This is a genomic window from Sphingomonas sp. HMP6 (assembly GCF_013374095.1).
Taxonomy (GTDB): domain Bacteria; phylum Pseudomonadota; class Alphaproteobacteria; order Sphingomonadales; family Sphingomonadaceae; genus Sphingomonas.
The window spans coordinates 3,477,342-3,500,895 of record NZ_AP022672.1 but is presented as its reverse complement, the minus strand read 5'-3'; the positions used below and the strand labels follow the sequence as shown (position 1 = coordinate 3,500,895).

The 23,554-nt window shown below is 64.2% G+C and carries 26 protein-coding genes; 17 read left to right on the top strand and 9 right to left on the bottom strand.

Annotated features, from left to right (window positions below):
- Window positions 1-100 precede the first annotated feature (100 nt).
- The 10 genes from HMP06_RS17155 to HMP06_RS17110 all read left to right on the top strand — a co-directional run bounded on the left by HMP06_RS17155 (window position 101) and on the right by HMP06_RS17110 (window position 7,603).
- A complete protein-coding gene (locus HMP06_RS17155) occupies window positions 101-523 on the top strand; it encodes a Fur family transcriptional regulator (protein WP_176498185.1) in 423 nt (140 codons plus the stop codon).
- Window positions 524-528: 5 nt separating this feature from the next.
- The gene (locus HMP06_RS17150; protein ID WP_176498184.1) at window positions 529-1,359 is read left to right on the top strand and encodes a lysophospholipid acyltransferase family protein; all 831 of its coding nucleotides are present in this window, start codon (window positions 529-531) and stop codon (window positions 1,357-1,359) included.
- A gap of 68 nt (window positions 1,360-1,427) precedes the next feature.
- Complete coding sequence (miaB, locus tag HMP06_RS17145) at window positions 1,428-2,741, top strand: tRNA (N6-isopentenyl adenosine(37)-C2)-methylthiotransferase MiaB (RefSeq protein WP_176498183.1); 1,314 nt, start codon at window positions 1,428-1,430, stop codon at window positions 2,739-2,741.
- Window positions 2,742-2,812: 71 nt separating this feature from the next.
- Window positions 2,813-2,959 carry a hypothetical protein gene (locus HMP06_RS17140; protein WP_176498182.1) on the top strand — a complete coding sequence of 49 codons (147 nt, stop codon included), beginning with the start codon at window positions 2,813-2,815 and terminating at the stop codon, window positions 2,957-2,959.
- A 169-nt stretch (window positions 2,960-3,128) separates the two neighbouring features.
- Window positions 3,129-4,136 (top strand): PhoH family protein, encoded by a 1,008-nt coding sequence (locus HMP06_RS17135; protein WP_176498181.1) that lies wholly within the window; start codon window positions 3,129-3,131, stop codon window positions 4,134-4,136.
- A gap of 47 nt (window positions 4,137-4,183) precedes the next feature.
- Complete coding sequence (locus HMP06_RS17130; protein WP_176498180.1) at window positions 4,184-4,438, top strand: type II toxin-antitoxin system VapB family antitoxin; 255 nt, start codon at window positions 4,184-4,186, stop codon at window positions 4,436-4,438.
- Entirely contained in the window at window positions 4,435-4,833 is a 399-nt protein-coding gene (locus tag HMP06_RS17125) for a type II toxin-antitoxin system VapC family toxin (RefSeq protein ID WP_176498179.1), read from the top strand. Before HMP06_RS17130 ends, HMP06_RS17125 begins: the two co-directional genes overlap by 4 nt.
- Window positions 4,830-5,339, top strand: a complete 510-nt coding sequence (ybeY, locus tag HMP06_RS17120) for an rRNA maturation RNase YbeY (protein WP_176498178.1) — start codon at window positions 4,830-4,832, stop codon at window positions 5,337-5,339. The genes HMP06_RS17125 and ybeY overlap by 4 nt, the downstream gene beginning before the upstream one ends.
- Window positions 5,340-5,348: 9 nt before the next feature.
- A complete protein-coding gene (locus HMP06_RS17115; protein ID WP_176498177.1) occupies window positions 5,349-6,272 on the top strand; it encodes a hemolysin family protein in 924 nt (307 codons plus the stop codon).
- 5 nt (window positions 6,273-6,277) lie between these two features.
- Window positions 6,278-7,603 carry a PQQ-dependent sugar dehydrogenase gene (locus HMP06_RS17110; RefSeq protein ID WP_176498176.1) on the top strand — a complete coding sequence of 442 codons (1,326 nt, stop codon included), beginning with the start codon at window positions 6,278-6,280 and terminating at the stop codon, window positions 7,601-7,603.
- Between the two features lie 105 nt (window positions 7,604-7,708).
- On the opposite strand, the gene HMP06_RS17105 is transcribed toward HMP06_RS17110, so the two are convergent.
- Window positions 7,709-8,011 (bottom strand): polyhydroxyalkanoic acid system family protein, encoded by a 303-nt coding sequence (locus HMP06_RS17105; RefSeq protein ID WP_176498175.1) that lies wholly within the window; start codon window positions 8,009-8,011, stop codon window positions 7,709-7,711.
- Between the two features lie 11 nt (window positions 8,012-8,022).
- Complete coding sequence (locus HMP06_RS17100) at window positions 8,023-8,439, bottom strand: VOC family protein (protein ID WP_176498174.1); 417 nt, start codon at window positions 8,437-8,439, stop codon at window positions 8,023-8,025.
- A 202-nt stretch (window positions 8,440-8,641) separates the two neighbouring features.
- On the opposite strand from HMP06_RS17100, the gene lnt reads away from it, so the two are divergent.
- From lnt to trmB, 4 genes are all read left to right on the top strand, one after another.
- Window positions 8,642-10,192, top strand: a complete 1,551-nt coding sequence (lnt, locus tag HMP06_RS17095) for an apolipoprotein N-acyltransferase (RefSeq protein WP_176498173.1) — start codon at window positions 8,642-8,644, stop codon at window positions 10,190-10,192.
- Between the two features lie 75 nt (window positions 10,193-10,267).
- Window positions 10,268-11,488: a methionine adenosyltransferase gene (metK, locus tag HMP06_RS17090; RefSeq protein WP_176498172.1), complete on the top strand. Its 1,221-nt coding sequence runs from the start codon at window positions 10,268-10,270 to the stop codon at window positions 11,486-11,488.
- Between the two features lie 63 nt (window positions 11,489-11,551).
- Window positions 11,552-12,370: a hypothetical protein gene (locus HMP06_RS17085; protein ID WP_176498171.1), complete on the top strand. Its 819-nt coding sequence runs from the start codon at window positions 11,552-11,554 to the stop codon at window positions 12,368-12,370.
- A gap of 65 nt (window positions 12,371-12,435) precedes the next feature.
- Complete coding sequence (trmB, locus tag HMP06_RS17080) at window positions 12,436-13,116, top strand: tRNA (guanine(46)-N(7))-methyltransferase TrmB (protein ID WP_176498170.1); 681 nt, start codon at window positions 12,436-12,438, stop codon at window positions 13,114-13,116.
- Here trmB and HMP06_RS17075 read toward each other — a convergent pair.
- Both HMP06_RS17075 and HMP06_RS17070 read right to left on the bottom strand, forming a co-directional pair.
- Complete coding sequence (locus HMP06_RS17075; RefSeq protein WP_176498169.1) at window positions 13,101-13,382, bottom strand: UvrB/UvrC motif-containing protein; 282 nt, start codon at window positions 13,380-13,382, stop codon at window positions 13,101-13,103. The genes trmB and HMP06_RS17075 overlap by 16 nt on opposite strands.
- Window positions 13,383-13,414: 32 nt before the next feature.
- Complete coding sequence (locus HMP06_RS17070) at window positions 13,415-14,494, bottom strand: GNAT family N-acetyltransferase (RefSeq protein ID WP_176498168.1); 1,080 nt, start codon at window positions 14,492-14,494, stop codon at window positions 13,415-13,417.
- Between the two features lie 84 nt (window positions 14,495-14,578).
- Between HMP06_RS17070 and HMP06_RS17065 the strand changes: the two genes are divergently transcribed.
- Entirely contained in the window at window positions 14,579-15,031 is a 453-nt protein-coding gene (locus HMP06_RS17065) for a DUF2721 domain-containing protein (protein WP_176498615.1), read from the top strand.
- A 116-nt stretch (window positions 15,032-15,147) separates the two neighbouring features.
- Here HMP06_RS17065 and HMP06_RS17060 read toward each other — a convergent pair whose 3' ends face one another.
- The 3 genes from HMP06_RS17060 to HMP06_RS17050 form a co-directional block, all read right to left on the bottom strand.
- Window positions 15,148-16,734, bottom strand: coding sequence for an amidase (locus HMP06_RS17060; protein WP_176498167.1), 1,587 nt, complete (start codon window positions 16,732-16,734; stop codon window positions 15,148-15,150).
- A gap of 94 nt (window positions 16,735-16,828) precedes the next feature.
- Window positions 16,829-17,263 (bottom strand): hypothetical protein, encoded by a 435-nt coding sequence (locus HMP06_RS17055; RefSeq protein ID WP_176498166.1) that lies wholly within the window; start codon window positions 17,261-17,263, stop codon window positions 16,829-16,831.
- 581 nt (window positions 17,264-17,844) lie between these two features.
- Window positions 17,845-18,372 carry a hypothetical protein gene (locus HMP06_RS17050; protein ID WP_176498165.1) on the bottom strand — a complete coding sequence of 176 codons (528 nt, stop codon included), beginning with the start codon at window positions 18,370-18,372 and terminating at the stop codon, window positions 17,845-17,847.
- 106 nt (window positions 18,373-18,478) lie between these two features.
- On the opposite strand from HMP06_RS17050, the gene HMP06_RS17045 reads away from it, so the two are divergent.
- Window positions 18,479-19,753, top strand: a complete 1,275-nt coding sequence (locus tag HMP06_RS17045) for an MFS transporter (protein WP_176498164.1) — start codon at window positions 18,479-18,481, stop codon at window positions 19,751-19,753.
- A gap of 51 nt (window positions 19,754-19,804) precedes the next feature.
- A complete protein-coding gene (locus HMP06_RS17040) occupies window positions 19,805-20,173 on the top strand; it encodes a PRC-barrel domain-containing protein (RefSeq protein ID WP_176498163.1) in 369 nt (122 codons plus the stop codon).
- 704 nt (window positions 20,174-20,877) lie between these two features.
- Here HMP06_RS17040 and uvrB read toward each other — a convergent pair.
- Together uvrB and HMP06_RS17030 are read right to left on the bottom strand one after the other, a co-directional pair.
- Window positions 20,878-23,085 carry an excinuclease ABC subunit UvrB gene (gene uvrB / locus HMP06_RS17035; protein WP_176498162.1) on the bottom strand — a complete coding sequence of 736 codons (2,208 nt, stop codon included), beginning with the start codon at window positions 23,083-23,085 and terminating at the stop codon, window positions 20,878-20,880.
- Window positions 23,086-23,155: 70 nt separating this feature from the next.
- Complete coding sequence (locus tag HMP06_RS17030; protein WP_176498161.1) at window positions 23,156-23,554, bottom strand: hypothetical protein; 399 nt, start codon at window positions 23,552-23,554, stop codon at window positions 23,156-23,158.

The following is a 23,554-nucleotide window of genomic DNA, read 5'->3' as shown; positions in this document are numbered from 1 at the left end:
GAGCGCCCCATCCCCTCCCCTTCCGGGGAGGGTGATGCGGCCGCTATTGCGAGTCACTCTCCTCTTTCGCAACAAGCGCGAAGCGCCTACACCCGCTGCCATGGCGCGAAAGATCGATCTCGAAGCTCTCTGTGCGGAAAAGGGGCTCCGCATCACCGATCAGCGCAAGGTGATCGCGCGGGTCCTTTCCGATGCCGAGGATCACCCCGATGTCGAAAAGGTCTATGAGCGCGCCTCCGCGATCGACCCCGGCATTTCGATCGCCACCGTCTATCGCACCGTCCGCCTGTTCGAAGAGGCCGGTATTCTCGACCGGCATGATTTTGGCGACGGGCGCTCGCGCTACGAACCAGCGCCGGAAGCGCATCACGATCATCTGATCGACGTCGAGACCGGCAAGGTCATCGAATTCGTCGATCCCGAACTCGAACAGCTGCAAAAGGCAATTGCCGAACGCCTGGGCTTCCGCTTGGTCGACCACCGGATGGAACTGTACGGCGTAGCGCTCGACCGCAAGGCGTAAGCGCGGTGCCGATCAGCCCGCACGCGCGCGCCGCCGCCGCAGCGGGCACGCCACCGCCACTCAGCTGGCTTGCTTTCCTGCGCCTATGGACGCGCATCCTGTTGCTTGCGCTGACGCTGATCGTCACGGTGCCGCCGCACTATCTGTGGCGAATCCTGCACATTTCCTCGCCCTGGCCGCGCTATTATCTCGGCACGGCGGCGCGGATTTGCGGTGCGCGGGTGAAAGTGCGGGGGACGGCGCTCCGGCGCGATGCCTTTTACATCTCCAATCATATCAGTTGGGTCGACATTCTGGCGATTGCCGGCGCGAGCGGCACCGCCTTCGTGGCCAAGGCCGAAATCCGCGACGCGCCGGTGGTCGGCTGGCTTGCGACGCTCAACCGCACCGTCTTCGTCGAGCGCGAGGACCGGCTCGGCGTGGCCGAGCAGATCAATCGTCTGCGCGACGCGCTGGCCGAAACCTGGTCGGTCACGGTCTTTCCCGAAGGCACGACCACGGACGGCCGCTCGCTCTTTCCGTTCAAGACGCCGATGCTCAAGGTGCTCGAACCACCACCACCCGGCATCCTGGTCCAGCCGGTGCTGCTCGATTATGGCGCGGTGAGCGAGGAAATCGCCTGGATCGGTGAGGAATCTGGCAAAAACAACGCAGTGCGCTTGCTCGCCCGGCCGGGCACGTTTCGCGTGACGGTGACCTTCCTTGAGCCCTTTCACCCGCGCGATTTCACCGGACGCAAGGCGATCGCCGCGGAAAGCCGCCGACGGATTGAAGAAGCATTGGTCGCGGCGATCGGGCGGCCGCTGGTGCCGTTTACCGGGCACGCGCAGCCTTAGTCTCTAAATCCTCCCCGTGCCGGGGAGGATTTGGCGGAATAGCTTCCCCGATCTATAGCGCCCGCATCATGAAACCCGCGCCCAAAACCTATGCCGTCAAATCGTTCGGCTGCCAGATGAACGTCTATGACGGGGATCGCATGGCCGAACTGATGGCCGCGCAGGGCCTGACTCAGGTCGCACCTGCCGATGCCGATCTGGTCGTGCTCAACACCTGCCACATTCGCGAACGCGCGACCGAGAAGGTCTATTCGGACATCGGTCGCTTGCGCAAGGACGCCGCCAAGCAGGGCCGCGCGCCCATGATCGCGATCGCCGGTTGCGTCGCGCAAGCCGAGGGCGCGGAGATCGTGCGGCGCGCCAAGGTCGATGTCGTGGTCGGCCCGCAAGCCTATCACAATCTGCCCGAGCTGGTGGCAAAGGCCGCGCGCGGCGAAGCGGCGCTCGATACCGACATGCCGGTCGACATGAAGTTCGGCCACCTCCCCGCGCGCCGCCGCGTGCCGCCGAGCGCTTTCCTGACGGTGCAGGAGGGATGCGACAAATTCTGCACCTATTGCGTCGTCCCCTATACGCGCGGTGCCGAAGTCTCGCGCGGCTGGGGGCAGATCGTCGACGAAGCACGCGCGCTGGTCGATGCGGGGGCGCGCGAAATCACACTGCTCGGGCAGAATGTGAATGCGTGGGAAGATGCGGGCAAAGGCCTGCACGATCTGATCGCCGAGCTCGACGAAATCGAGGGCCTCGCCCGCATCCGCTATACCACCAGCCACCCCAACGACATGACGCAAGGGTTGATCGACGCGCATGCGAGCATCGAAAAACTGATGCCGTTCCTGCATTTGCCGGTGCAATCGGGCAGCGACCGCATCCTTAAGGCGATGAACCGCAGCCATTCGCGCGACTCCTACCTGCGCATTCTCGACCGCGTCCGCACCGCGCGGCCCGACATCGCACTGTCGGGCGATTTCATCGTCGGCTTCCCCGGCGAAACCGAGGCGGATTTCCTCGAAACCCTCTCGCTGGTGGAGGCCGTCGGCTACGCGCAAGCCTACAGTTTCAAATACAGCCCGCGCCCCGGCACCCCCGCCGCAACGATGGGCGAGCAGGTCCCCGAAGACGTGATGGACGACCGGCTGCAGCGCCTGCAGGCCGCGCTCAACCGCGATCAGGCGGCGTTCAATGCCGCAACCGTGGGGCGAACGTGCCAGGTGCTGCTCGAACGCACGGGCAAGCTGCCCGGCCAGTTGATCGGCAAGAGTCCATGGCTCCAATCGGTCCATTTGGTCAGCGATGCGGCGATCGGTGATCTGGTCGCGGTAACGCTCGCCGAAGCAGGCGCGAATTCGATGCTGGGAGTGTTGGCGGCGCCTTCCGCCTAGAGCCCTCTCCCGCGAATGCGAAAGACGGTAAGAAACTCGACAAGCGACCGCATTCGGTCCACAATAAACTCATGCCAAAACCCGCCCCGACCGATCTCGTGCCGCCGCAATGGAAACGAAATCCGGTTGGCCTGTGGGTCTATATCGCGGCGGGCGTGGGGATGATCCTGTGGTCGGGCCTGCGCATCGTGCTTGAGCGGATCGGGTTGCGGCGCTGACGCTTCCACGGCACGAAACGACGCCGCCACAGCACTTTTCGCTATTCTATCGCCGGTCGCTCTGCCAAACTCGGGGCCGGATGCAGTCCCCCTCATCTCGCCGCGCCCAGCGCCGCCGCTTCATCCTTCCGCTATCGCCGTCACGCCCTCTTTCGCCCGAAGGAATTGCATGAGCCGCAAGCCCGTCCCCGCACAATCCGGCGATCGCAGCCGGGCCGAATTGGTGTTCGACCGTCCGCAATTGATGGCGCAACTGTTCGGTGAATTCGACAAAAACCTGCTCGCGCTCGAAAGCCGCCTCGGCGTCTACATCACCGCGCGCGGCAACAAGGTCGGGCTGGAGGGTACCGCCGAATCGGTCGCGCAGGCACGCGACGTGCTCCACGGCCTCTACAACCGCATCGTGCGCGGAGAAGTGGTCGATACCGGGCTGATCGAGGCGGTGATCGCGATGTCGAGCGAGCCGACGCTGGCCGGGATCATCCAGGCCGATTCCGGCGGCGGCGGTGGGGCACCGCAGATCATGATCCGCACGCGCAAGAAGACGATCGTCCCGCGCACGATGGCGCAAGCGCATTATATGCGCGAACTGCTGGGCAACGACATCATCTTCGCGCTCGGGCCAGCGGGCACCGGCAAGACCTATATTGCCGTCGCGCAAGCCGTCGCGCAGCTCATCACCGGCAGCATCCAGCGCTTGATTCTGTCGCGTCCCGCGGTCGAGGCAGGCGAGAAACTCGGCTTCCTGCCGGGCGACATGAAGGAGAAGGTCGATCCGTATCTGCGGCCGCTCTACGACGCGCTCAACGATTGCCTGCCGGCTGAACAGGTCGAGCGCCGCATCGCCAGCGGCGAAATCGAGATCGCGCCGATCGCCTTCATGCGCGGCCGTACGCTGGCGGACGCGTTCATCATCCTAGACGAGGCGCAAAACACCACGCCCGCCCAGATGAAGATGTTCCTCACCCGCTTCGGCGAGAACAGCCGGATGGTGGTGTGCGGTGACCCCAAGCAGACCGACCTTCCGGGCGGCATGAATGCGTCCGGGTTAAACGATGCAGTCGGGCGGCTGGAGGGCGTCGAAGGCCTGTCGATCTGCCGGTTCGGCTCGGGCGACGTCGTGCGCCATCCGATTGTCGGGCGCATCGTGGAGGCGTATGAGGGGAAGTCCGATTGACGGCAGGGATATCCTTCGATACATTTTAGGATATCCCGGAGGCTCCAATGGCGTCGCTCTACATCAAGAATCACGATACTGCAGATCTCGCGCGCGAAGTTGCCGCCTTGCTCGGCAGCAGCAAGACTGCTGCGGTCCATGACGCACTGGTGCATCGCAAACGGGCGCTCGAAGCGGAGCGGAGCCAGAGCGTTCACGAGCGCTTTGCCGCGTGGCGCGCTGCGCATCCGCTGGGCGAACCGACCGGGCTCGAAGCCGACAAAGCGTTCTACGATTCGCTAAACGACGAGGATGAAGATTGATCGCGTTCCTCGACGCCTCTGCGATGGTCGCGATTATGACCGACGAACCCGATGCGCCTGCCATAGAGCAGCGCTTTGGCGAGGCCGACGAAGTCCTGTGCTCGGCCATTTCGCTGTGGGAGGCGGCCCGCGCGATCGCCGTGAAGAGGACGGTTCCGATCGTCAATATTCTCGCCGAGGTGGATTCGTTCGTCAGCGACTTCGCCGTCCGGCTGGTCCCGATCGGCCAGACCGAAAGCCGCACCGCGATCGAGGCCTATCACCGTTATGGCAAGGGCACCGGTCATCCCGCCAAGCTCAACATGGGCGATTGCTTTGCTTATGCGTGCGCCAAGGCGAACCGTGCTCAGTTGCTGTACAAGGGCAATGACTTTGCGGAAACGGACCTAGCATGATCCTCGTCGAACTCAGCCAAGAAGACATCTGGCCCCCTCACGACTGGGACACCCTCGCCACCCGCGCCGCGACCGCCGCGATCAGCCGCACCCCGCACGGCGAACTCGCCACCGGCCCGGCCTCGGTCGAAATCTCGATCCGGCTGACCGACGATGCCGAAGTGCAGACGCTCAACGCGCAATATCGGCAGAAGGACAAGCCGACCAACGTGCTGTCCTTCCCGATGGTGCAGGCCGATCTGCTCGACACGATCGGCCAGAATAGCGACGATGGCGAAGTGCTGCTCGGCGACATCGTACTCGCGTTCGAGACCTGCGCGCGCGAGGCGGCAGAGAAAGGCATCACGCTGCACGATCACGCCACGCATTTGATCGTGCATGGCACGCTGCATTTGCTAGGGTATGATCATATGGTCGGGATGGAAGCCGAGGCGATGGAGGCGATCGAGATCGACGCCCTTGCCGCCCTCGGTCTGGCCGACCCGTATTTGCTCGAAGAGGATTGAACGCCCGCCATGTCCGAAGGACACAGTACCAGCGGCACCGCCAGCCATCTTGGCGGTGCCCAGCACAGTGAAACCAGCATCTGGCGCAGTTTCCGCAGCTGGATTTCGGGCGGCGCGCAGGATGATTCGCTCCGCGCCACGCTCGAAGACGCGATCGACGCGCATGAGGACGACCCCGCGCCCGACAATAAGGGCGACCTTTCCCCGCTCGAGCGCACGATGGTGCGCAATCTGCTCCATTTCGGCGAGCGTGACGCGGGTGACGTCGGCGTGCCGCGGGCCGATATCGTCGCGGTCGAGGAACGCACCAGCTTTGCCGATCTGGTGAAGATCTTCGCCGGCGCGACGCACAGCCGCCTGCCGGTCTATCGCGGCGAGCTCGATACGATCATCGGCATGATTCACTTGCGCGACGTGTTCAAGATCATCGCGACCGATGCCCCCTACCCCGACGATTGGTCGAGCCTGATCCGCGAGCCGCTGTACGTGCCGATGTCGCGCGGCGCGCTCGATCTGCTCGCCGATATGCGGACCAAGCGCGTCCATCTGGCGATCGTGCTCGACGAATATTTCGGGACCGAGGGCCTCGTCACGATCGAGGACCTGATCGAGGAGATCGTCGGCGACATCGAGGACGAGCATGACGCCGCGACCACCGCGTTGCTCAACCCGCTCGACGGCGGGGCGTGGGCGGCGGATGCGCGCGCCGAGCTTGAGGATGTCGGCGAGATCATCGATCCGCGCCTGGCCGAAGTCGATGGCGATATCGACACGATCGGTGGCCTCGCCGCCGTGCTGGCGGGCCATGTTCCGCAAGTCGGCGAGTGCATCGTCCACGATAGCGGCTGGACGCTCGAGATCGTCGCGGCCAACACCCGCCGTGTGCTGAGCCTGCGGCTGCACCCCCCAAAGCCAGAGCCCGAAGGCGACTGATCCCAATGCGCAAACATATCCTCATCATCCTGGCGATTGCGGTCGTCCTGGGCGGCGGTGCCGTGTGGTGGGCGTTGCAGCCCGATCCGGCGCGCTTGCCGATCACCGCGGTGCAGGGCGAGCGGCCCAAGATTTCGCCGGCGCGCGCGCAGACGATCCCGACGGTCGCGGTCGCCGATGCGATCGGCTGGAAGAATGGAGCGACGCCGGTCGCCGCCGCCGGGCTGAAAGTTGCAGCGTTCGCCAGCGGGCTCGAACATCCGCGCTGGCTCTACCGCTTGCCCAATGGCGACATTCTGGTTGCCGAGACCAATTCGCCGCCGCGCGACGCCAAGGGCATCGAAGGCATGGTGATGGGCTATCTGATGAAGAAGGGCGGCGCTGGCGTCGCCTCGCCCAACCGCATCACGTTGCTGCGCGATACCAATGGCGACGGCGTGGCCGAGGCTAAGACAGTGCTGATCGGCGGGTTGAATTCGCCAACCGGCATGGCGCTGATGGGCGGCTATCTTTACATCGCCGACACCGATGCGCTACTGCGCTTTCCCTTCACGCCCGGCCAGACCAAGATCGACGCCAAACCGGAAAAGGTCATCGCGCTGAACGGCGGCGGCAATCATTGGGCGCGCACGCTGCTGGCCGATCCGGGCGGGCAATATCTGTATGTCGGTGTCGGATCGGCCACCAACATCGCCGAAAAGGGCATGAAGGCGGAGAAATTCCGCGCCAACATCCTGCAGGTCGATGTGAAGGCCAAGACCTTCCGCGTCTATGGCGCGGGATTGCGCAACCCGCAGGGCATGGCGTTCGAACCGAAATCGGGCGCTTTGTGGGTCGCGGTGAACGAGCGCGACATGCTCGGGTCGGACATCGTGCCCGATTACATCACGCGCGTCGGGATCGGCGACCATTTCGGCTGGCCCTGGTATTATTGGGGCGGGCATCAGGATTTCCGCGTCGAGCCCGAAAATCCCGCGCTGCAGGAATATTCGAAGCGGCCCGACTTTGCGATGGGTCCCCACGTCGCGGCGCTCGGACTGACGTTTGCGAATGACGCAAAGCTCGGACCGAACTTCGCCAACGGCGCCTTCGTCGGCGAGCATGGGTCGTGGAACCGCGTGCCGGTGTCGGGCTATAAGGTCGCGTACGTACCGTTCGGCGACCGGGGTTTCCCGGTGAAGGGGACCAAGCCGGTTGATGTTCTGACCGGCTTCCTAAACGCCAAGGGCGAAGCGCAAGGCCGCCCGGTCGGCGTCATTACCGATGCGACCGGCGCGCTGCTGGTGGCGGACGATGTCGGGAATACGATCTGGCGGGTGAGCGCGAAGTAAAGGTAGTCCGTTCGTGCTGAGCTTGTCGAAGCACCGCGTGCCACAAGCGAAGGTGTCGCCTGTGGCAACCGGCCCTTCGACAAGCTCAGGGCGAACGGGCGGGGTTTACTCCAGCATCTTCGGCGCTTCCTTCGCGAGCTTCGCGCGGATCTTGTCGGCGAACAGCGCGAGGAACGGCGGCAAGTCGACTTCGGCATGAACCTTGGCCGCGCTCACGGTCAACCGACTGGCGACGCGCTGCCCCATGGCGGCGACGGTGAAGTGCATCGTGTCGCCCTCCCAGCGATGATCGACCGCCGCGCCGCCGGGAAACATCTCGGCGAGCTTGCCGATGCCGCCGCCGATGCGCGCCTTGGCGGCGTCGAGGCCGAGTTTGTGGGGGATGTCGAGGGTGATCGGGTCGCTCAATCGTTTATCCTTCAGGTGGCGAACAACATCGCGTCGTCCTTGAACGCCTTAAACTCCAGCGCGTTGCCGGATGGATCGCAAAAGAACATCGTCGCCTGTTCGCCGGGTTGGCCGACGAAGCGGATGTGCGGCGCAATGCCGAAGCGCGTGCCCGCTGCGGTGAGGCGATCGGCGAGCGCCTGCCAATCGGGCATGGTCAGCACGACGCCGAAATGCGGCACCGGAACGTCATGCCCGTCGACCGGGTTGGAGACTGCCACAGGTTTCGCCGCAGGATCGAGATGCGCGACGATCTGATGGCCGAACAGATCGAAATCGATCCACGCATCGGCGCTGCGCCCCTCGGTGCAGCCGAGCGTCCCGCCATAGAAAGCGCGCGCAGCGGCGAGATCGTGAACGGGGAAAGCGAGGTGGAAGGGGCGGGTCATTGCGGCGGTTTAACTCGGTCGTCTTTCGTCGTCACCTACCAACGCATTCCACCCCGGCGAAGGCCGGGGCCCAGTTGCGCAGGCGGATGTAACGAACAGCGCGCCCAGATATCGCCTGTTTCTCGACTGGGCCCCGGCCTTCGCCGGGGAGGCGCGAACCTTGGAGTTGCCGAATGCCACAGTGCAAGCGATAGCTCACCGCATGACCGCCCGCCCCGCCCTCTTCTCGCTCCTGCTCGGTGGAATCGCCGCAACGGGATTCGCGCCGCTCGGGTGGTGGCCCGTCACGCTCGCGTGCTTCGCCGCGTGGATGTGGCTTACTCATTCCGCGCCGAGCCTGAAGGCGGTGCTGTGGCGCGGGTGGCTGTTCGGGCTCGCGCATTTCACGGTCGGCAATTACTGGATCGCCAAGGCCTTCACCTTTCAGGACGCGATGCCGCAGGCGCTCGGGATCGTCGCGCCGGTATTGCTGTCGGTCTATCTGGCGATCTTTCCGATGGCGGCCGGCGCGGTCGCCTGGCGCTTCCGGCGCGCGCGGCCCGATACGGCATTCGTGCTGATCTTCGCGGCGGCGTGGATATCCACCGAATATCTGCGCGGTACGATGCTGACCGGCTATCCGTGGAACCCGCTGTCGGAGGTATGGCTGCCAGTATATCCGATCTCGACGCTTGCTATGTATGTCGGGACCTATGCCCTTTCAGGGATGACGGTGCTGCTCGCGGGCATCTTGTTAATGGCCCTCAAAGATGAAGGGCTTCGTTGGGGTCGCGTTCCAACGACTTTTCTGTTTCTGATCGGTTGTTTAACGATCCTATCTTGGGGCGGCGCTCCAACCCTGGTCAAGTCAGCCGAAGCCAACGCCCCCCGCATCCGCGTCGTGCAACCCAATCTCGACCAGGAACAGCGCCCGCGCGAGGATTATGCCGAGGCCAACCTCACAGCCCTCGCCAAGCTCAGCGGCACCCCCGGCCCCGCCCCGCGCCTGATCGTCTGGCCCGAGGGCGCGTTGCGCTTCCTGCCCGAATACGGCTACCCGCCGGCCTATTATTGGAAAGGCGCTCCCGCCGTCACGCGCGCGCGGATCGCTGCGTTGCTCGGCCCGAACGACATCGTGCTAACCGGCGGCAATGCGCTGAAATTCGACGCGGCGGGCAATGTCAGCGCCGCGACCAACTCCATCTTCATCTTTGATTCGAAAGGCGCCATTCGCGACCGCTACGACAAGGCGCATCTCGTGCCGTGGGGCGAATATCTGCCCGCGCGCCCGCTGATGTCGGCGATCGGCCTGTCGCGGCTCGTGCCCGGCGAGTTCGACTTCGCCGCCGGCAAAGGCCCGGCCACGCTATCGCTGCCACCGTTCGGCGCGGTCGGGTTCCAGATTTGCTACGAAATCATCTTCTCGGGCGCAGTCGTCGACCCGGCGCACCGCCCCGCCTTCATCTTCCACCCCTCGAACGACAGTTGGTATGGCCCATGGGGGCTCGCCGAGCATCTCGCCCAAGCGCGGATGCGCGCGATCGAGGAGGGGTTGCCCGTGATCCGCGCAACACCGACCGGCATTTCCGCGATCATCGACGCGCAGGGCCGCGTGCTCGCACAGGTCCCGGCGGAGAAAGCCGGCGCGATCGAACTGCCCATCCCGCCCGCCGCCGCACCCACGCTGTTCGCGCGTGTCGGCAACCTGATGGCATTTCTTGTGGCGCTGATACTGGTATTGTCCGCGATTGCGTTCCGGCGGTTCGCGCGATAGGGCGCATATAAGGAAAGCTTTATATCAGGCATGGCAACGGCCAAAGCTCTCCTCAACCATTGAGGATCCCATCACATGCGTTCCAGTTTTCTCTTCACCTCCGAATCGGTCTCCGAAGGCCATCCAGACAAGGTCGCCGACCAGATTAGCGACACCGTCGTCGATCTGTTCCTGAGCAAGGACCCTTATGCGCGCATCGCGTGCGAAACGCTGACCACCACCAATCTGGTCGTGCTCGCCGGCGAAATCCGCTGCAAGGGCGTGTATGAGAATGGCCAATGGGCCGACGGCGCGCTCGCCGAGATCGAAGCGGCGGTCCGCAACACCGTGCGCGAGATCGGCTATGAGCAGTCGGGCTTCCACTGGGAAACCTTCGCGTTTCACAACAACCTCCACGGCCAGTCGGCGGAAATCGCGATGGGCGTGGACGAAGGCGCGAACAAGGATGAAGGCGCTGGCGACCAAGGCATCATGTTCGGCTACGCCACCGACGAGACGCCGGGCCTGATGCCCGCGACGCTCTATTACAGCCACAAAATCCTCGAGCGGATGGCCGCCGATCGCCATTCGGGCGCGGCTCCGTTCCTAGAGCCCGACGCGAAGAGCCAGGTCACGCTGGAATATAAGGACGAAAAGCCGGTCCGCGCGACCGCTCTGGTCGTCTCGACCCAGCACGCGGCGGGCTATTGCCTGCAGGGCGACAATGCCAACCCGGCGCTGTACGACGAACTGCACAAGTACGTCAGCGGCGTGCTGCACGACGTGCTGCCCGAGGGCTTCATCTCGGACGACACCGCGATCTACATCAACCCGACGGGTGCCTTTGAAATCGGCGGGCCGGACGGCGATGCGGGCGTGACCGGCCGCAAGATCATCGTCGACACCTACGGCGGTGCTGCCCCGCATGGCGGCGGCGCGTTCAGCGGCAAGGATCCGACCAAGGTCGACCGCTCGGCCGCCTATGTCAGCCGCTATATGGCGAAGAACGTTGTCGCCGCTGGTCTGGCGCGCCGCTGCACGATCCAGCTCAGCTATGCGATCGGCATTGCCGAGCCGCTGTCGCTCTATGTCGATCTGCACGGCACCGGATCGGTCAGCGAAGCCAAGATCGAGGAAGTGCTGCCCAAGCTCGTTCGCCTGACCCCCAAAGGCATTCGCGAGCATCTCAAGCTCAACGCCCCGATCTACAAGCGCACCGCCGCCTACGGCCATTTCGGTCGCGAGCCCGATGCCGACGGCTTCACCTGGGAAAAGACCGATCTGGTCGACGCGCTGAAGGCAGCGGTGGCTGCGTAACCTGTTGCAGAGCAACCGATAATGAAGCAGCCTCTCGTCACGCCGGTGGCGAGAGGCTTTTTCATGCGTTTTTCCAAAGTGTTTGCGGCATTGACGCTGCTGATCGCCGCACCCGCGCTGGCTGATCCGGGCCAAGTGACGGCGGTGGACCAGCAGGCAATCGATCAGGCGCGCGAGCGTGGCACGCTGATCTATGCCTATGACCAAGCCGCGTGGCACGGCACCGACGATCTGCGCGCGAAGATCGCTGACCTCTCGGCGAAAGCCGGCGGATGGATCGTTGACGGCAACGCGGCGACTCCGCAACTGGTGTTCGTCGACAAGAATCGCGCCGACCCCCACGCGATCTACGTCGCCGATTTCAGAGACAACAAGCTCGTCTCGAGCAAGCTGCTCGGACCCGGCGACGACACGAAGATCAGTCCGGCGCGCAAACGGATGATCGCGGCACGCGACACCGCAATGGCCGCGCTCGTCGCGAGCGGGCAGAAACGCTGCATCGATAAGCCGTTCAATACCGTCATCCTGCCGCCCAAAGTGCCGAGCGGTTCGATTTTGGTCTATTTCCTGACGCCGCAGCCCGATAATGACACGATCCCGTTCGGCGGACATTTCCTCATCGAGGTGTCGGCGGACGGCAAGGCCGGGCCGGTGCGCAGCTTTGCGAAAAGCTGCGCTCTGTTTCCGTTGCGCGAACAAGGGGAGGGCACCCCGGAAGCGCTGACGATCTCGCACCTCCTCGACCCGACACCGACGGAAATCCATGTCTTTTCATCGCTGACTGCGCACATCCCGGTCTATGTCATGATGGTCCAGAATGACCGAATCTGGTCGGTCGCGGGAAGCCGCATCCAGTTGCTCGATCGGGCCAAGGGCAAGTAGCAAGCGTGCTCCTTCGCAGGCATCGGCGCTTTGCTCAACCGGCGCCGCCCGCTAAGGCCACCCCGATGACCGATCCGATGACCACCCGCCGCCTCTATGGCCGCCGCCAAGGGCATAAGTTGCGCCTCGGCCAGGCCGATCTTGTCGAGCAATTGCTGCCCGAGATCAGCGTGCCCGACACCGGGCCGATCGATGCCACGACGCTGTTCGGGGCGGATCGCCCGCTCGAGGTCGAAATCGGCTTCGGCGCGGGCGAGCATCTGGCGGGGCAAGCCGCCGCGCGGCGCGCTACCGGCTTCATCGGGTGCGAGCCGTTCCTCAACGGCGTCGTTGGCGCGCTCAGCCATGTCCGCGACGAAGCGCTCGACAATGTCCGGCTGCACATGGGCGATGCGCTCGACGTGCTTGAACGCTTGCCCGATGCGTCGCTGTCGCGCGTGTACCTGCTCCACCCCGATCCGTGGCGCAAAGCGCGCCATGCCAAGCGCCGCATGGTCAATCACGGCCCGCTCGACCTGATCGCCGCGAAGCTGAAGCCGGGTGCAGAATTCCGGCTCGGCACGGATGACCCGACCTATTGCCGCTGGTCGATGATGATCATGAACCAGCGCCGCGATTTCGTGTGGACGGCGCAGGCGCCGGCGGATTTCCTGACGCGCCCCGAGGACTGGCCCGAAACGCGCTACGAACGCAAAGCGCGGCGGCAGGGGCGCGAGGTCTGGTACTTCCGCTACGTGCGCGTCTGACGTCGTCCGGTGGCGCGGGTCATCGGGTCGGGCTTTTTCGGTTTTTGCCACCCGGGTGGGGGCGTCATGCGTTGCTGGCTGCTGCCCAGTCCCATCGCGCCGGGCTGCTGGCGCATCAGGTCGGCAGTGTCGGCGGCTTCGGCGTCGGCGAGGCTCGCACCGCTGCGCAACAGCGAGAGCTGGTCGCGCAAGCGCCGCGCCTGCTCGAAATCGAGCGCCTCGGCGGCGGCTTCCATGGCGATGCGTACGCGTTCGATCTCATCCATGGCGGCATCAACGCTTGGGAGCGGTTTCGGCCTCAACCGGGATTGCCGCTCGCGCCCCACCACCCTTTCAGCATTTGCCCGACGAGCGCGGGCAGGCCCGGGCGCACCAGCAACCAGTCGCGCAGCACCGGCCCCTGCATCGCGCCGATCGTCTGCTTATAGCCGCTGTCCCCCGCCCCCCAATCGACCGTCGCGATCCCGGCGTCGCGCGCACGAATGAGGTTGCGATAGTAAAGCAGCTTGCCCGGCGAATGCTTGGCGAACGCCGGATCGTAACTGTTGGCGATGGCATATTTTGTGGCACCGCAATCGAGGTCGAACGAGAAAGCCGCAGGCTGCCCGTCTACCGTCAGCATCGCGGCCGACAGCATCCGCGCCAGCACCGGATCACGCGCGACGTCACGCCAGAAGGCACCATGGCCCGCATCGGTGAACTTCGCGTCGCGGCCATCGGTGCGCGCGGCGATCCAGCTTTTCTGTTCGACCGCCGCCATCGCAGCGAACGTCGCTGCCCATTCCGCTCCGCCCGGAAAACGCCAGTCGAGCGCGCCGTGATCGGCCAGATGCTTTTCGTGGAAGCGGTTCTTGCGCAAGCTCGATCCGCGCGGCCAATCGGGCTGCTGCAGGTCGAACACGAAACTGTCGGCGACGAAGCGGTCGAGCACCGCCCAGCCCTTCGCCCGTGCGCGCGCCAGCAACGGCGCCACCGCCTGATCCTTATCGTACACCGGCCCGATCCGCAGTGCCATGACCGACCCTGCGAGCACAGTCAGCAGCGCATCAATCGCGCGCGGGCCGGCGTCGCGGTGCATCGGAAAGCTACGGAACGGCCAGTAACTGCCCGGTACCGTCGCCACCCCAGCCGCCGCCGGCCCAACGCTTACGAACGGCAAGGCGACGACCGGCATGCCATCCTCCTCGACCACGATGGTCCGCGCCGCGCCACCGTAAGCCGCCAGCGCCGCCGCGAACCACCCAAAGCGCAGGAATGCATGGCCCGGTGCAGCCCCCTCGGCAACGGTGTCGATCGCGCCCGCCAACCCGTCGAGCACAACCGCACGCGTCAGCGAGGGCAGGCGCATAAAGTCGGCAAGGAACATCGGCTTAGTCATGTCGCACGGGGTTTAACGCGCGGAGGTTACCATTCTATGGAGGGGTCGCTTGCGTCGCGCGGCGCGCCACCGCAAAAGGTGGGGATGTACACCTTCCCCGCCGTCTCCACGATCGCGCAGACGATTCAGCTTTCGCTCTCGCCCGTCTTCATGCTGGCGGGGATCGGCGCGTTGCTCAACGTGCTGGTCGGGCGCCTGGCGCGCGTCGTCGATCGCGCCCGCGCGTTGGAGGATCTGCATCCTTTGTCGAGCGGCCCCGAACATGATCGCCATGTCTGGGAACTGCGCCTGCTCGACCGGCGCATGTCGGTGATCAACCGCTCGCTGGTGCTCGCCACGTCGAGCGCGGTGATGACGTGCCTCGTCGTCGCGCTCCTGTTCATCGCGGAGCTGGTACAGCTCCACATCGGGACCGTCGTCGCACTATCGTTCATCCTGGCGATGGGCTTGCTGATCGCCTCGCTTGTCTGCTTCCTGATCGAGGTGCGCATCTCGCTCTCCGCGATCCACGTCCGGCAGGAATTGTTGGAGCGATAACACACCCCGTCACCCCGGCCTTTGTGCCGGGGTCCACCTCTCGACGAACATATAGCCTGAAATTCGAGCGGTGCGCGTGCGGCACGGTGGACCCCGGCACAGGGCCGGGGTGACGATTACCTTGCCCCCGCCAACCCCGGCCCGGCATCGTTGGTCGCGGCATAGCGCGGCGCAACCCGCGCCTTCGCCGCTTGCTCATAGACATAGCCCGCGTTGAGCACCGCGCGATCCTCCCACGCCGTCGCAATGAAAGACAGGCCGACCGGCACGCCGCGGACCAGCCCCATCGGCACGGTCAAATGCGGGTAGCCCGCGACGGCCGGCAACTCGCTCGCCGAGGGGCCGCTGAATTGATCGCCATACACCGTGTCGGACAGCCACGGCATGCCGTACGTCGGCTCGACCAGGATCGTGGCATTCGCCTTGGCGAGCATCGCGTCGATCCCCTCCTTTCCCGCCAGCCGCAGCGATTTCGCGCGTGCGCCCAGATATTCCGGATTGGCGAGGCCATCGGTCTTTTCGGCTTCGAGGAAAGTCTCCTGTTCGAAGAACGGCATTTCGGTCGCCTTGTTCGCGTCGTTGAAGGCGATCACCTGCGCGAGCGTCCGCGCGGTCACCGCCTTGGGTGTGGTGGCGAGATAAGCGTTGAGATCGGCCTTCAATTCGACATGCAGCACTTGTCCCTCGGCCGCGCCGATTCCGTCGAGCTTGGGCTGTTCGACATCCACCAGCACCGCGCCCTGCGCCTTCATCACGCCGAGCGCGGCTTCATACTGCGCCTTCAGCATCGCGGGCATGTCGGGATGCAGCACCGCGACCCGCACGCCTTTGAGCGAGGCGCTCTTCAGGCCGTCAACGAAGCTCGCCGGTGCCGCGCGATCTTTGGGCTGGCGCGTCGTCGCCGGATCGGCGGGGTCGACCCCGACCATCCCGGCGAACAGGATCGCGGCATCGCGAACGCTGCGCGCCATAGGCCCCGGCGTATCCTGACTATGGCTGATCGGCACGACGTGGCGACGGCTGACCCAACCGAGCGTCGGCTTCAACCCGACCAGCCCGTTCATCGACGACGGGCAGACGACCGATCCGTCGGTCTCGGTCCCCACCGCCACCGCCGCGAAGCTCGCCGCGACCGCCGCGCCCGATCCGCTCGACGATCCGCACGATGTCCGGTCGAGCGCATAGGGGTTGCGCACCAGCCCACCGACCGCGCTCCATCCGCTGATCGAATTAGAGGAGCGGATATTGGCCCATTCGCTTAGGTTGGTCTTGCCCAAGATCACCGCCCCCTGCGCGCGCAGATTGGCGACGAGCGGTGCGTCGCGCAGCGTGATGTTGTCCTTGAGTGCAAGGCTCCCCGCAGTGGTCGCGATCGGGTCTTTGGTTTCGATATTATCCTTGATCAGCACCGGCACGCCGTCGAGCGGCCCGAGCGGCTTGCCGCTTTTCCGCCGCGCATCAGCCGCGCGCGCCTGGGCCACCGCATCGGGGTTGACCGCGATCACCGCGCGCAGCGTCGGCCCGGTGCGGTCCATCGCGGCGATGCGCGCGAGATAGGCCTGCGTGATCGCCTCGGACGAGGTCCCACCCGCCATCATCGCCTGCAACTGGTCGATCGATTTCTCCTCGACCACGGGCGCGGTCTGCGCCGCGAGCGGAGCGGCCACGGAGGCGAGCAGCAGCGATAGGACGACGGTGCGCATGATCGGAACCCCTTTGAAGATCGACGCACTCTTGGCGGCGCGTGTCGGGCATCTTTGTGGAGAATGCTGTCGAGAGCAAGGAGGGGATCGGGGGTTAGCTAAAATCCGCGGAGCCATGAAGGACAGCGCTGCCTACGCGTTCCCGCATCATGCGCTCGATCTCCTGCTGAAACCGAGCAAGGGAGGGATAGTCTGTATCGAAACGCGTGCTGCATCGCTGTGTCGGCTCGTACCAGTTCGCTAGTGAGACGTCAGCGACAAGCCCCCCGGTCAACGCCTTCGGCGCGATGCTCACCTTGGTAATTTCTGCATATTGCCCTTTCTCGCCAAAGCCCCATTCGCAGAGCGCTGGGCTGTCAGTTTCGATAGGAAACTTTGAAAGAGAAGCAGCGAAGTCGCCTACATCCTGCCACTGAACCCACGCACCGTTGCGGCCGGAAAAACGTGGAGTGTGAACCTCTGCCTTCAGCCACCCGAAAGCGTCACCGTCGCGACTGAACTTATACTCCAAGACCAACTTGCTGTTCATTCAACGATGGTGCCACAGGCTTGTGAGTGTCCGCAACCGGGCGAACGCTATGATGCAAATCGATACTACCGCAAAACCCCCGCGGTCAGTGCCCAACACCATCATGCCGTCGGCAAAGCCGTCGGCCGGGTTCTCGCTGGCGCGTGACCCGCCGGCCGTTTGGGGCGATGCCGGCCTTGCGGGCACCGGCGGCGCGTGCGCCTTCGCCCCAAATGAAAAGAGGCTGCCGGGGGGCGTTCTCGCCACCCCGGCAACCTCCTGACATGGTCAGCGGCCGGAAGCTCCGGCCTGGAGGACCATGCGAAACCGATAAACCCCGATAAACGGCGGCGTTGATTGGGGAAGGATACCCCCCGCCGTCATTCCAAAGGGCTTAAAGGTGCGTCCTCCAAGCCAATCGAACCGACCCCTTTGCTGAACCATGAGACATCGGATCACCTCCTTTCGCTAGTTAAAACGACGTGCCCAGGCCTGGGCACGGGCCATGTTTGAATCATAAAATTTTGCGAAACAAGTCTTGTAATGTTCCGGCGTTTCGACGATTCTCTTTCGCCTGCCCAAAGCTCCCGCGAGACGCGCGGTCAGCCGCGGCAATCCTCGATCACCCGCCCCACTTCGGCCCAGGCCGGAACGACCAAAGTCGGCGCACCCTGCTGCTCGACGATGAAGCGCCCGCGGCTGAACGCCAGCGCATCGAGCAACGGATCGCGCGCCGTCAGCGCGACAACAACCGATGCACCGCTCGGCTGAACCGTCACCGTCCGCGCAAGGCTCGACGTGCGCAGCGTCAGCGGTGTCGCCACCGCACCGCTGCGCGACAGATACACCGCGCCCGCCCCCCGGTCGCAGCGCAGCGTCAGCAAAGCAGTGGCTCCCGGCGCAGCGAATGAGGCAACCGAACCCCGCCCCTCGGCGCGATATGCCCAGTCGCCGGGCGTCACCGCCCAATCGCGCCAATCCGCCCCCTGCGGCACGGGCAGCACTGGCGGCGCGGGAGGCGGCAGGGCAACGGGTCCGGGCACCGGGCGCGGTGCCTTTGGCGCGCTGACGCAGCCGGACACGAACAGGATCGCGACAAGCGCGGCAAACGGGGCAGGGGAAAAGCGCATGGCCGCGTGTATGCGGCATCGGGCAGTTGCACTCAACCGATAGACCTGCGCGATCTTGCGCCTCGTCGCGATTTCGCCTCTTGTGCGCGCCTGACGGGGGATGACGATGGCACTCGAAGCGAAACGGCTGCGCGCCATCATCGGCGGCTCGGCCGGTAATCTGGTCGAATGGTATGACTGGTACGCCTACACCTCGCTCTCGCTCTATTTCGCGGCGTCCTTCTTTCCCAAGGGCGATGCGACCGCGCAATTGCTCGGCACGTCGGCGGTGTTCGCGATCGGTTTCTTCATGCGGCCGATCGGCGCGTACATCATGGGCCGCTACGCCGACAGCCACGGGCGCAAGGCGGGTCTGGCGGTGTCAGTGGGGCTGATGTGCGCCGGCTCGCTGATGATCGCCTTCGTGCCGGATTACGCCAGCATCGGCCTGGCCGCGCCGATCATCCTGCTCCTCGCGCGGATGATCCAGGGGCTGTCGGTCGGCGGCGAATATGGCGCCAGCGCCACCTATCTCTCCGAAATGGCGACACGCCAGCATCGCGGCTTCTGGTCGAGCTTCCAATATGTCACGCTGATCGGCGGTCAGCTCACCTCGCTCGCCGTCACGCTCCTCCTGCAAGCGCTGCTGACCAAAGGGGAGATGGAAAGCTATGGCTGGCGCATCGCCTTCCTGCTCGGCGCAGCGCTGGCGTTCGGCGTCTATCTGCTGCGGCGGCGGCTGGCCGAGACGGCGTCGTTCGAGGCGCTGTCCAAGGACCGCCCCGCCTCGGGCGCGGTGGCGCTGTGGCGTGCGCACCCGCGCGAATTCGTGCTGGTGGCGATCATCAGCGCGGGCGGCTCCTTGGCCTTCTACGCCTACACTACCTACATGCAGAAATTCCTCGCCAATACCGCGGGGTTCTCGATCCAGACCGCGACCGGCATCATGACCGCGGCGCTCGTCGTGTTCATGCTCGTCCAGCCGCTGTTCGGCAGCCTCGCCGATCGGTTCGGGCGCAAACCGATGCTGCTGCTGTTCGGCGCGGGCGGCACGTTGGTGTCGGTCCCGGTGTTCAGCGCGCTCGCGGTCGCGCGCGATCCGGTGCAGGCCTTCGGCATCATCATGATCCCGCTGCTCCTGCTCGCCGCCTACACCTCGATCAGTGCGTTGGTGAAGGCGGAACTCTTCCCCGCGCACATCCGCGCGCTCGGCGTCGCACTGCCCTATGCGCTCGGCAATGCGTTGTTCGGCGGCACCGCCGAATATGTCGCGCTCCGCTTCAAGCAAGCGCATGTGGAGAGCGGCTTCTACTGGTACGTCACGATCATTCTTGCCATCACGACGCTGTGCTTCTGGCTGCTGCCCGAAACCAAACGGACCAGCCTGATTAGCGAAGATTGAGGAACCGCCACCGCCCCCGCCCCGTTACGGCACCGACATAGAGGAAAGACGATGGCCCAGACCGAACCCACCCAATTGCTGCTGCAATCGAACAAAGCCGACGCGATGGCTGTGCGCAGCCGCGATGGCGACAAGATCGGCGCGCTCCACACGCTGATGGTCAACAAGCGCACCGGCCAGGCGCTGTACGCAGTGCTGACGATCGGCGGCTTCCTCGGCATGGGCAAGGCCTATTACCCGCTACCCTTTTCGCTGCTGCAATTCGATCCGGTCAATGACACCTACGTCGTGACGATCGACCGCCGCGTGCTGGAAGGTGGCCCGAGCTGGGCGGCCAATGCGCCCGAATTCGACCAGGCCTATGCCGACCGCGTGTCGAAATATTACGATGTGGCAGGCGAGGATTTGTCGCTGGGGTGAGGTGTCGGGTTAGGCGGCGCTCTTTTGCACCGACAGGCGTAGTCCGAGCGCGGCCAGGACAGCGCACGCTTGGCTTCGACGATTTCGTAGCGATCTTGCAGCCGCAGGAAAAAGTCCTCCGACATGCCGAAATAGCGCGCGAAACGCAGATCGAGTTCCGCGTCGACCGGGCGCGCGCCCTTGATAATCTCAGCGATCGCTTCGGTGCAACGTCGATAGCGACCGCAAGCTGCTCGACGCTCAGCTTATGGGGTTCGAGAAATTCTGTGACCAGCATCTGCCCAGCATGCTCATTCTCGAGCAAGTCTGGGTCCTTGATAAGCGGTGATTTAGACATCATTGGGACCTCCGTCCGGAAAACGCCGCGAATGCAAGGGCAGGTACGCAAGCAAGGATTGAGATCCCCGCGCCGGAGAGCGCAGCGAAATTGACACCGCCGCCTTGATATGGGCGGCCATATTCGAACATTACCCAGCCCCAGGCTGCAACGAGGATGGTCAAAATCGTCATCCACGGGATTAGTTTTCTCACGGGACGAGCAGCCAAGATTGCCAGCGGAGCAAATGTTGGCAATCCCACCAAGAGCAAGATATCGGGCGCAGTAATCAGACTACTACCCAAGCTTGCCGCGACACCCGAACCGGCCGTGATTGCCGCTGTGGCGGCCAGCGAAAATGCAAAAGACCGTGTTAGCGCCATCACTGTTACCGCGCCCGCCGCGAACTCCCGGCCATGCCTGCCCGCATCTTCTGGCTCTTCCCGTACCGCGTCTTGCGCGTGCCCGGCTTGCCCTCGTTGCTCCGCCCCATCATCGGCAGCTTCTGCTGTTCGACCGGCAGCCCCAATTCCTCTTGCTCCAATTGCCGGATCTCGTCGCGCAAGCGCCCCGCCGTCTCGAACTCCAGGTCCGCCGCCGCGGCGCGCATCTTCTTCTCCAGATCCTCGATATAGGCGCGGAGATTGTGGCCAACCATGTGCGGCCGGTCCTCATCAATCTCGATCGTGACCTGGTCGCGGTTCGACACGTCCTGGATGATGTCGCCGATGTTGCGCTTGATCGTCGTTGGCGTGATGCCGTGCGCCTCGTTATACAAATGCTGCTTCTCGCGGCGACGGCTGGTCTCGTTCATCGCGCGTTCCATCGAGCCCGTGATGCGATCGGCATAGAGGATCACGCGCCCGTCGACGTTGCGCGCGGCGCGGCCGATCGTCTGGATCAGCGAGGTTTCGCTGCGCAGGAACCCCTCCTTGTCCGCGTCCAGGATCGCAACCAGCCCGCATTCGGGAATATCCAGCCCCTCGCGCAGCAGGTTGATGCCGATCAGCACGTCATACACACCAAGCCGCAAATCGCGGATCAACTCGATGCGCTCCAACGTCTCGACATCGCTGTGCATGTAGCGGACGCGAATCCCCGCTTCGTGCATGAACTCGGTCAAATCCTCCGCCATCCGCTTGGTCAACGTGGTCACCAGCGTGCGATACCCTGCCTCGGCAGTCTTGCGCGCCTCGACGATCAAATCCTGCACTTGCTCCTCGACCGGCTTGATCTCGATCGGCGGGTCGATCAGCCCGGTCGGGCGGATCACCTGTTCGGCAAACACGCCGCCGGTCTGCTCCATCTCCCACGCGCCCGGTGTTGCCGAGACATAGGTCGTCTGTGGCCGCATCGCGTCCCATTCATTGAACCTGAGCGGACGGTTGTCGATCGCACTCGGCAAGCGAAAGCCATATTCGGCCAGCGTCAGTTTCCGCCGGTGATCGCCGCGCGACATGCCGTTGATCTGGCCGATCGTCTGGTGGCTTTCATCGACGAACAGCAACGCATTTTCAGGCAAATATTCGAACAAAGTCGGCGGCGGCTCGCCCGGCATGCGGCCGGTGAGGAAGCGCGAGTAATTCTCGATCCCCGCGCAACTGCCCGTCGCGGCGATCATCTCCAAATCGAAATTGGTGCGCTGCTCGAGCCGTTGCGCCTCGAGCAATTTGCCTTCGGGGATCAACTCCTTGAGCCGCTCGGCCAACTCGAACTTGATCGCCTCCATCGCCTGTTTCAGCGTCGGCCCCGGCGTGACGTAATGGCTGTTCGCATAGATGCGGATCGAATTGAGACTGGCGATCTTCTTGCCGGTGAGCGGATCGAACTCGACGATCTCCTCAATATCATCGCCGAAGAACGACACGCGCCACGCCGTGTCATCATAATGCGACGGGAAAATTTCCAGCGCATCGCCGCGCACGCGGAAATTGCCGCGCTGGAACGCGGCGTCGTTGCGCTTGTATTGCAACGCGACGAGCTTGCGCACGATCTCCCGCTGATCGACGACCTGGCCCTTTTTCAGATCGAAGATCATCGCCGAATAGGTCTCGACCGATCCGATGCCGTACAGGCACGACACCGATGCTACGATGATCACATCGTCGCGCTCCAACAGCGAGCGCGTCGCGGAATGCCGCATCCGGTCGATCGCCTCGTTGGTCGAGCTTTCCTTCTCGATGTACGTATCCGACCGCGCGACATAGGCTTCGGGCTGATAGTAATCGTAATAGCTGACGAAATATTCGACCGCATTATCGGGGAAGAACGACTTCATCTCGCCATATAATTGCGCCGCGAGAATCTTGTTCGGCGCCAGGATCAACGCGGGCCGCTGCACCGCCTCGATCACCTTGGCCATCGTGAAGGTCTTGCCCGATCCGGTCACGCCGAGCAGCACTTGATCGCGCTCGCCCGCCTCAGTCTGCGCGACGAGTTCGGCAATCGCGGTCGGCTGGTCGCCCGCCGGCGTGTATTCCGACACGATCTTGAACGGCTTTCCCCCTTCCGCCTTGGGGGGACGTGCCGGGCGGTGCGGGACAAAGCTCTGCCCGGTCTCGGGTTCGTCGAGCGAGGTGCGAATCTGGATGGCCATGCGGGTAATATGGCGACCGGACCGGGTTTGTTCCAGAGGGTGTGCGCGATAGCCAACCGAGGCGTGGCTGTCAGTGCTCCGGCATCGGCGGATAGATCACAGGCTTGTCGCCATAGCGCGCGTGCAACGCCACATCGCGTCGCTCATCCTCATATTCATCTGGATTCAATTCCTCTGGAAATTTGAATACCGCGTCGAATTCCTTGCCGACCACCGCATACTCGATTACTTCCCAGCGCTTGCCCGGCTCTTCGACCTCCCATGCTTCGATGAGAAGATCGATCAACGGGCGACTTGGATCAAAATAGCGGACGCTGTTCCCCTCATCCTTGAAAACGCCCGCGCCGACGACACCCTCCTGTAGCTCGGCGTAGAGATATGTCTTGTCGGGATCTCCGCCCACAATTCGACCCAATTCATGGCCGATTTCATCGAAGATCGGGCCGAGCTTATCGAATTTGTCCGCCAT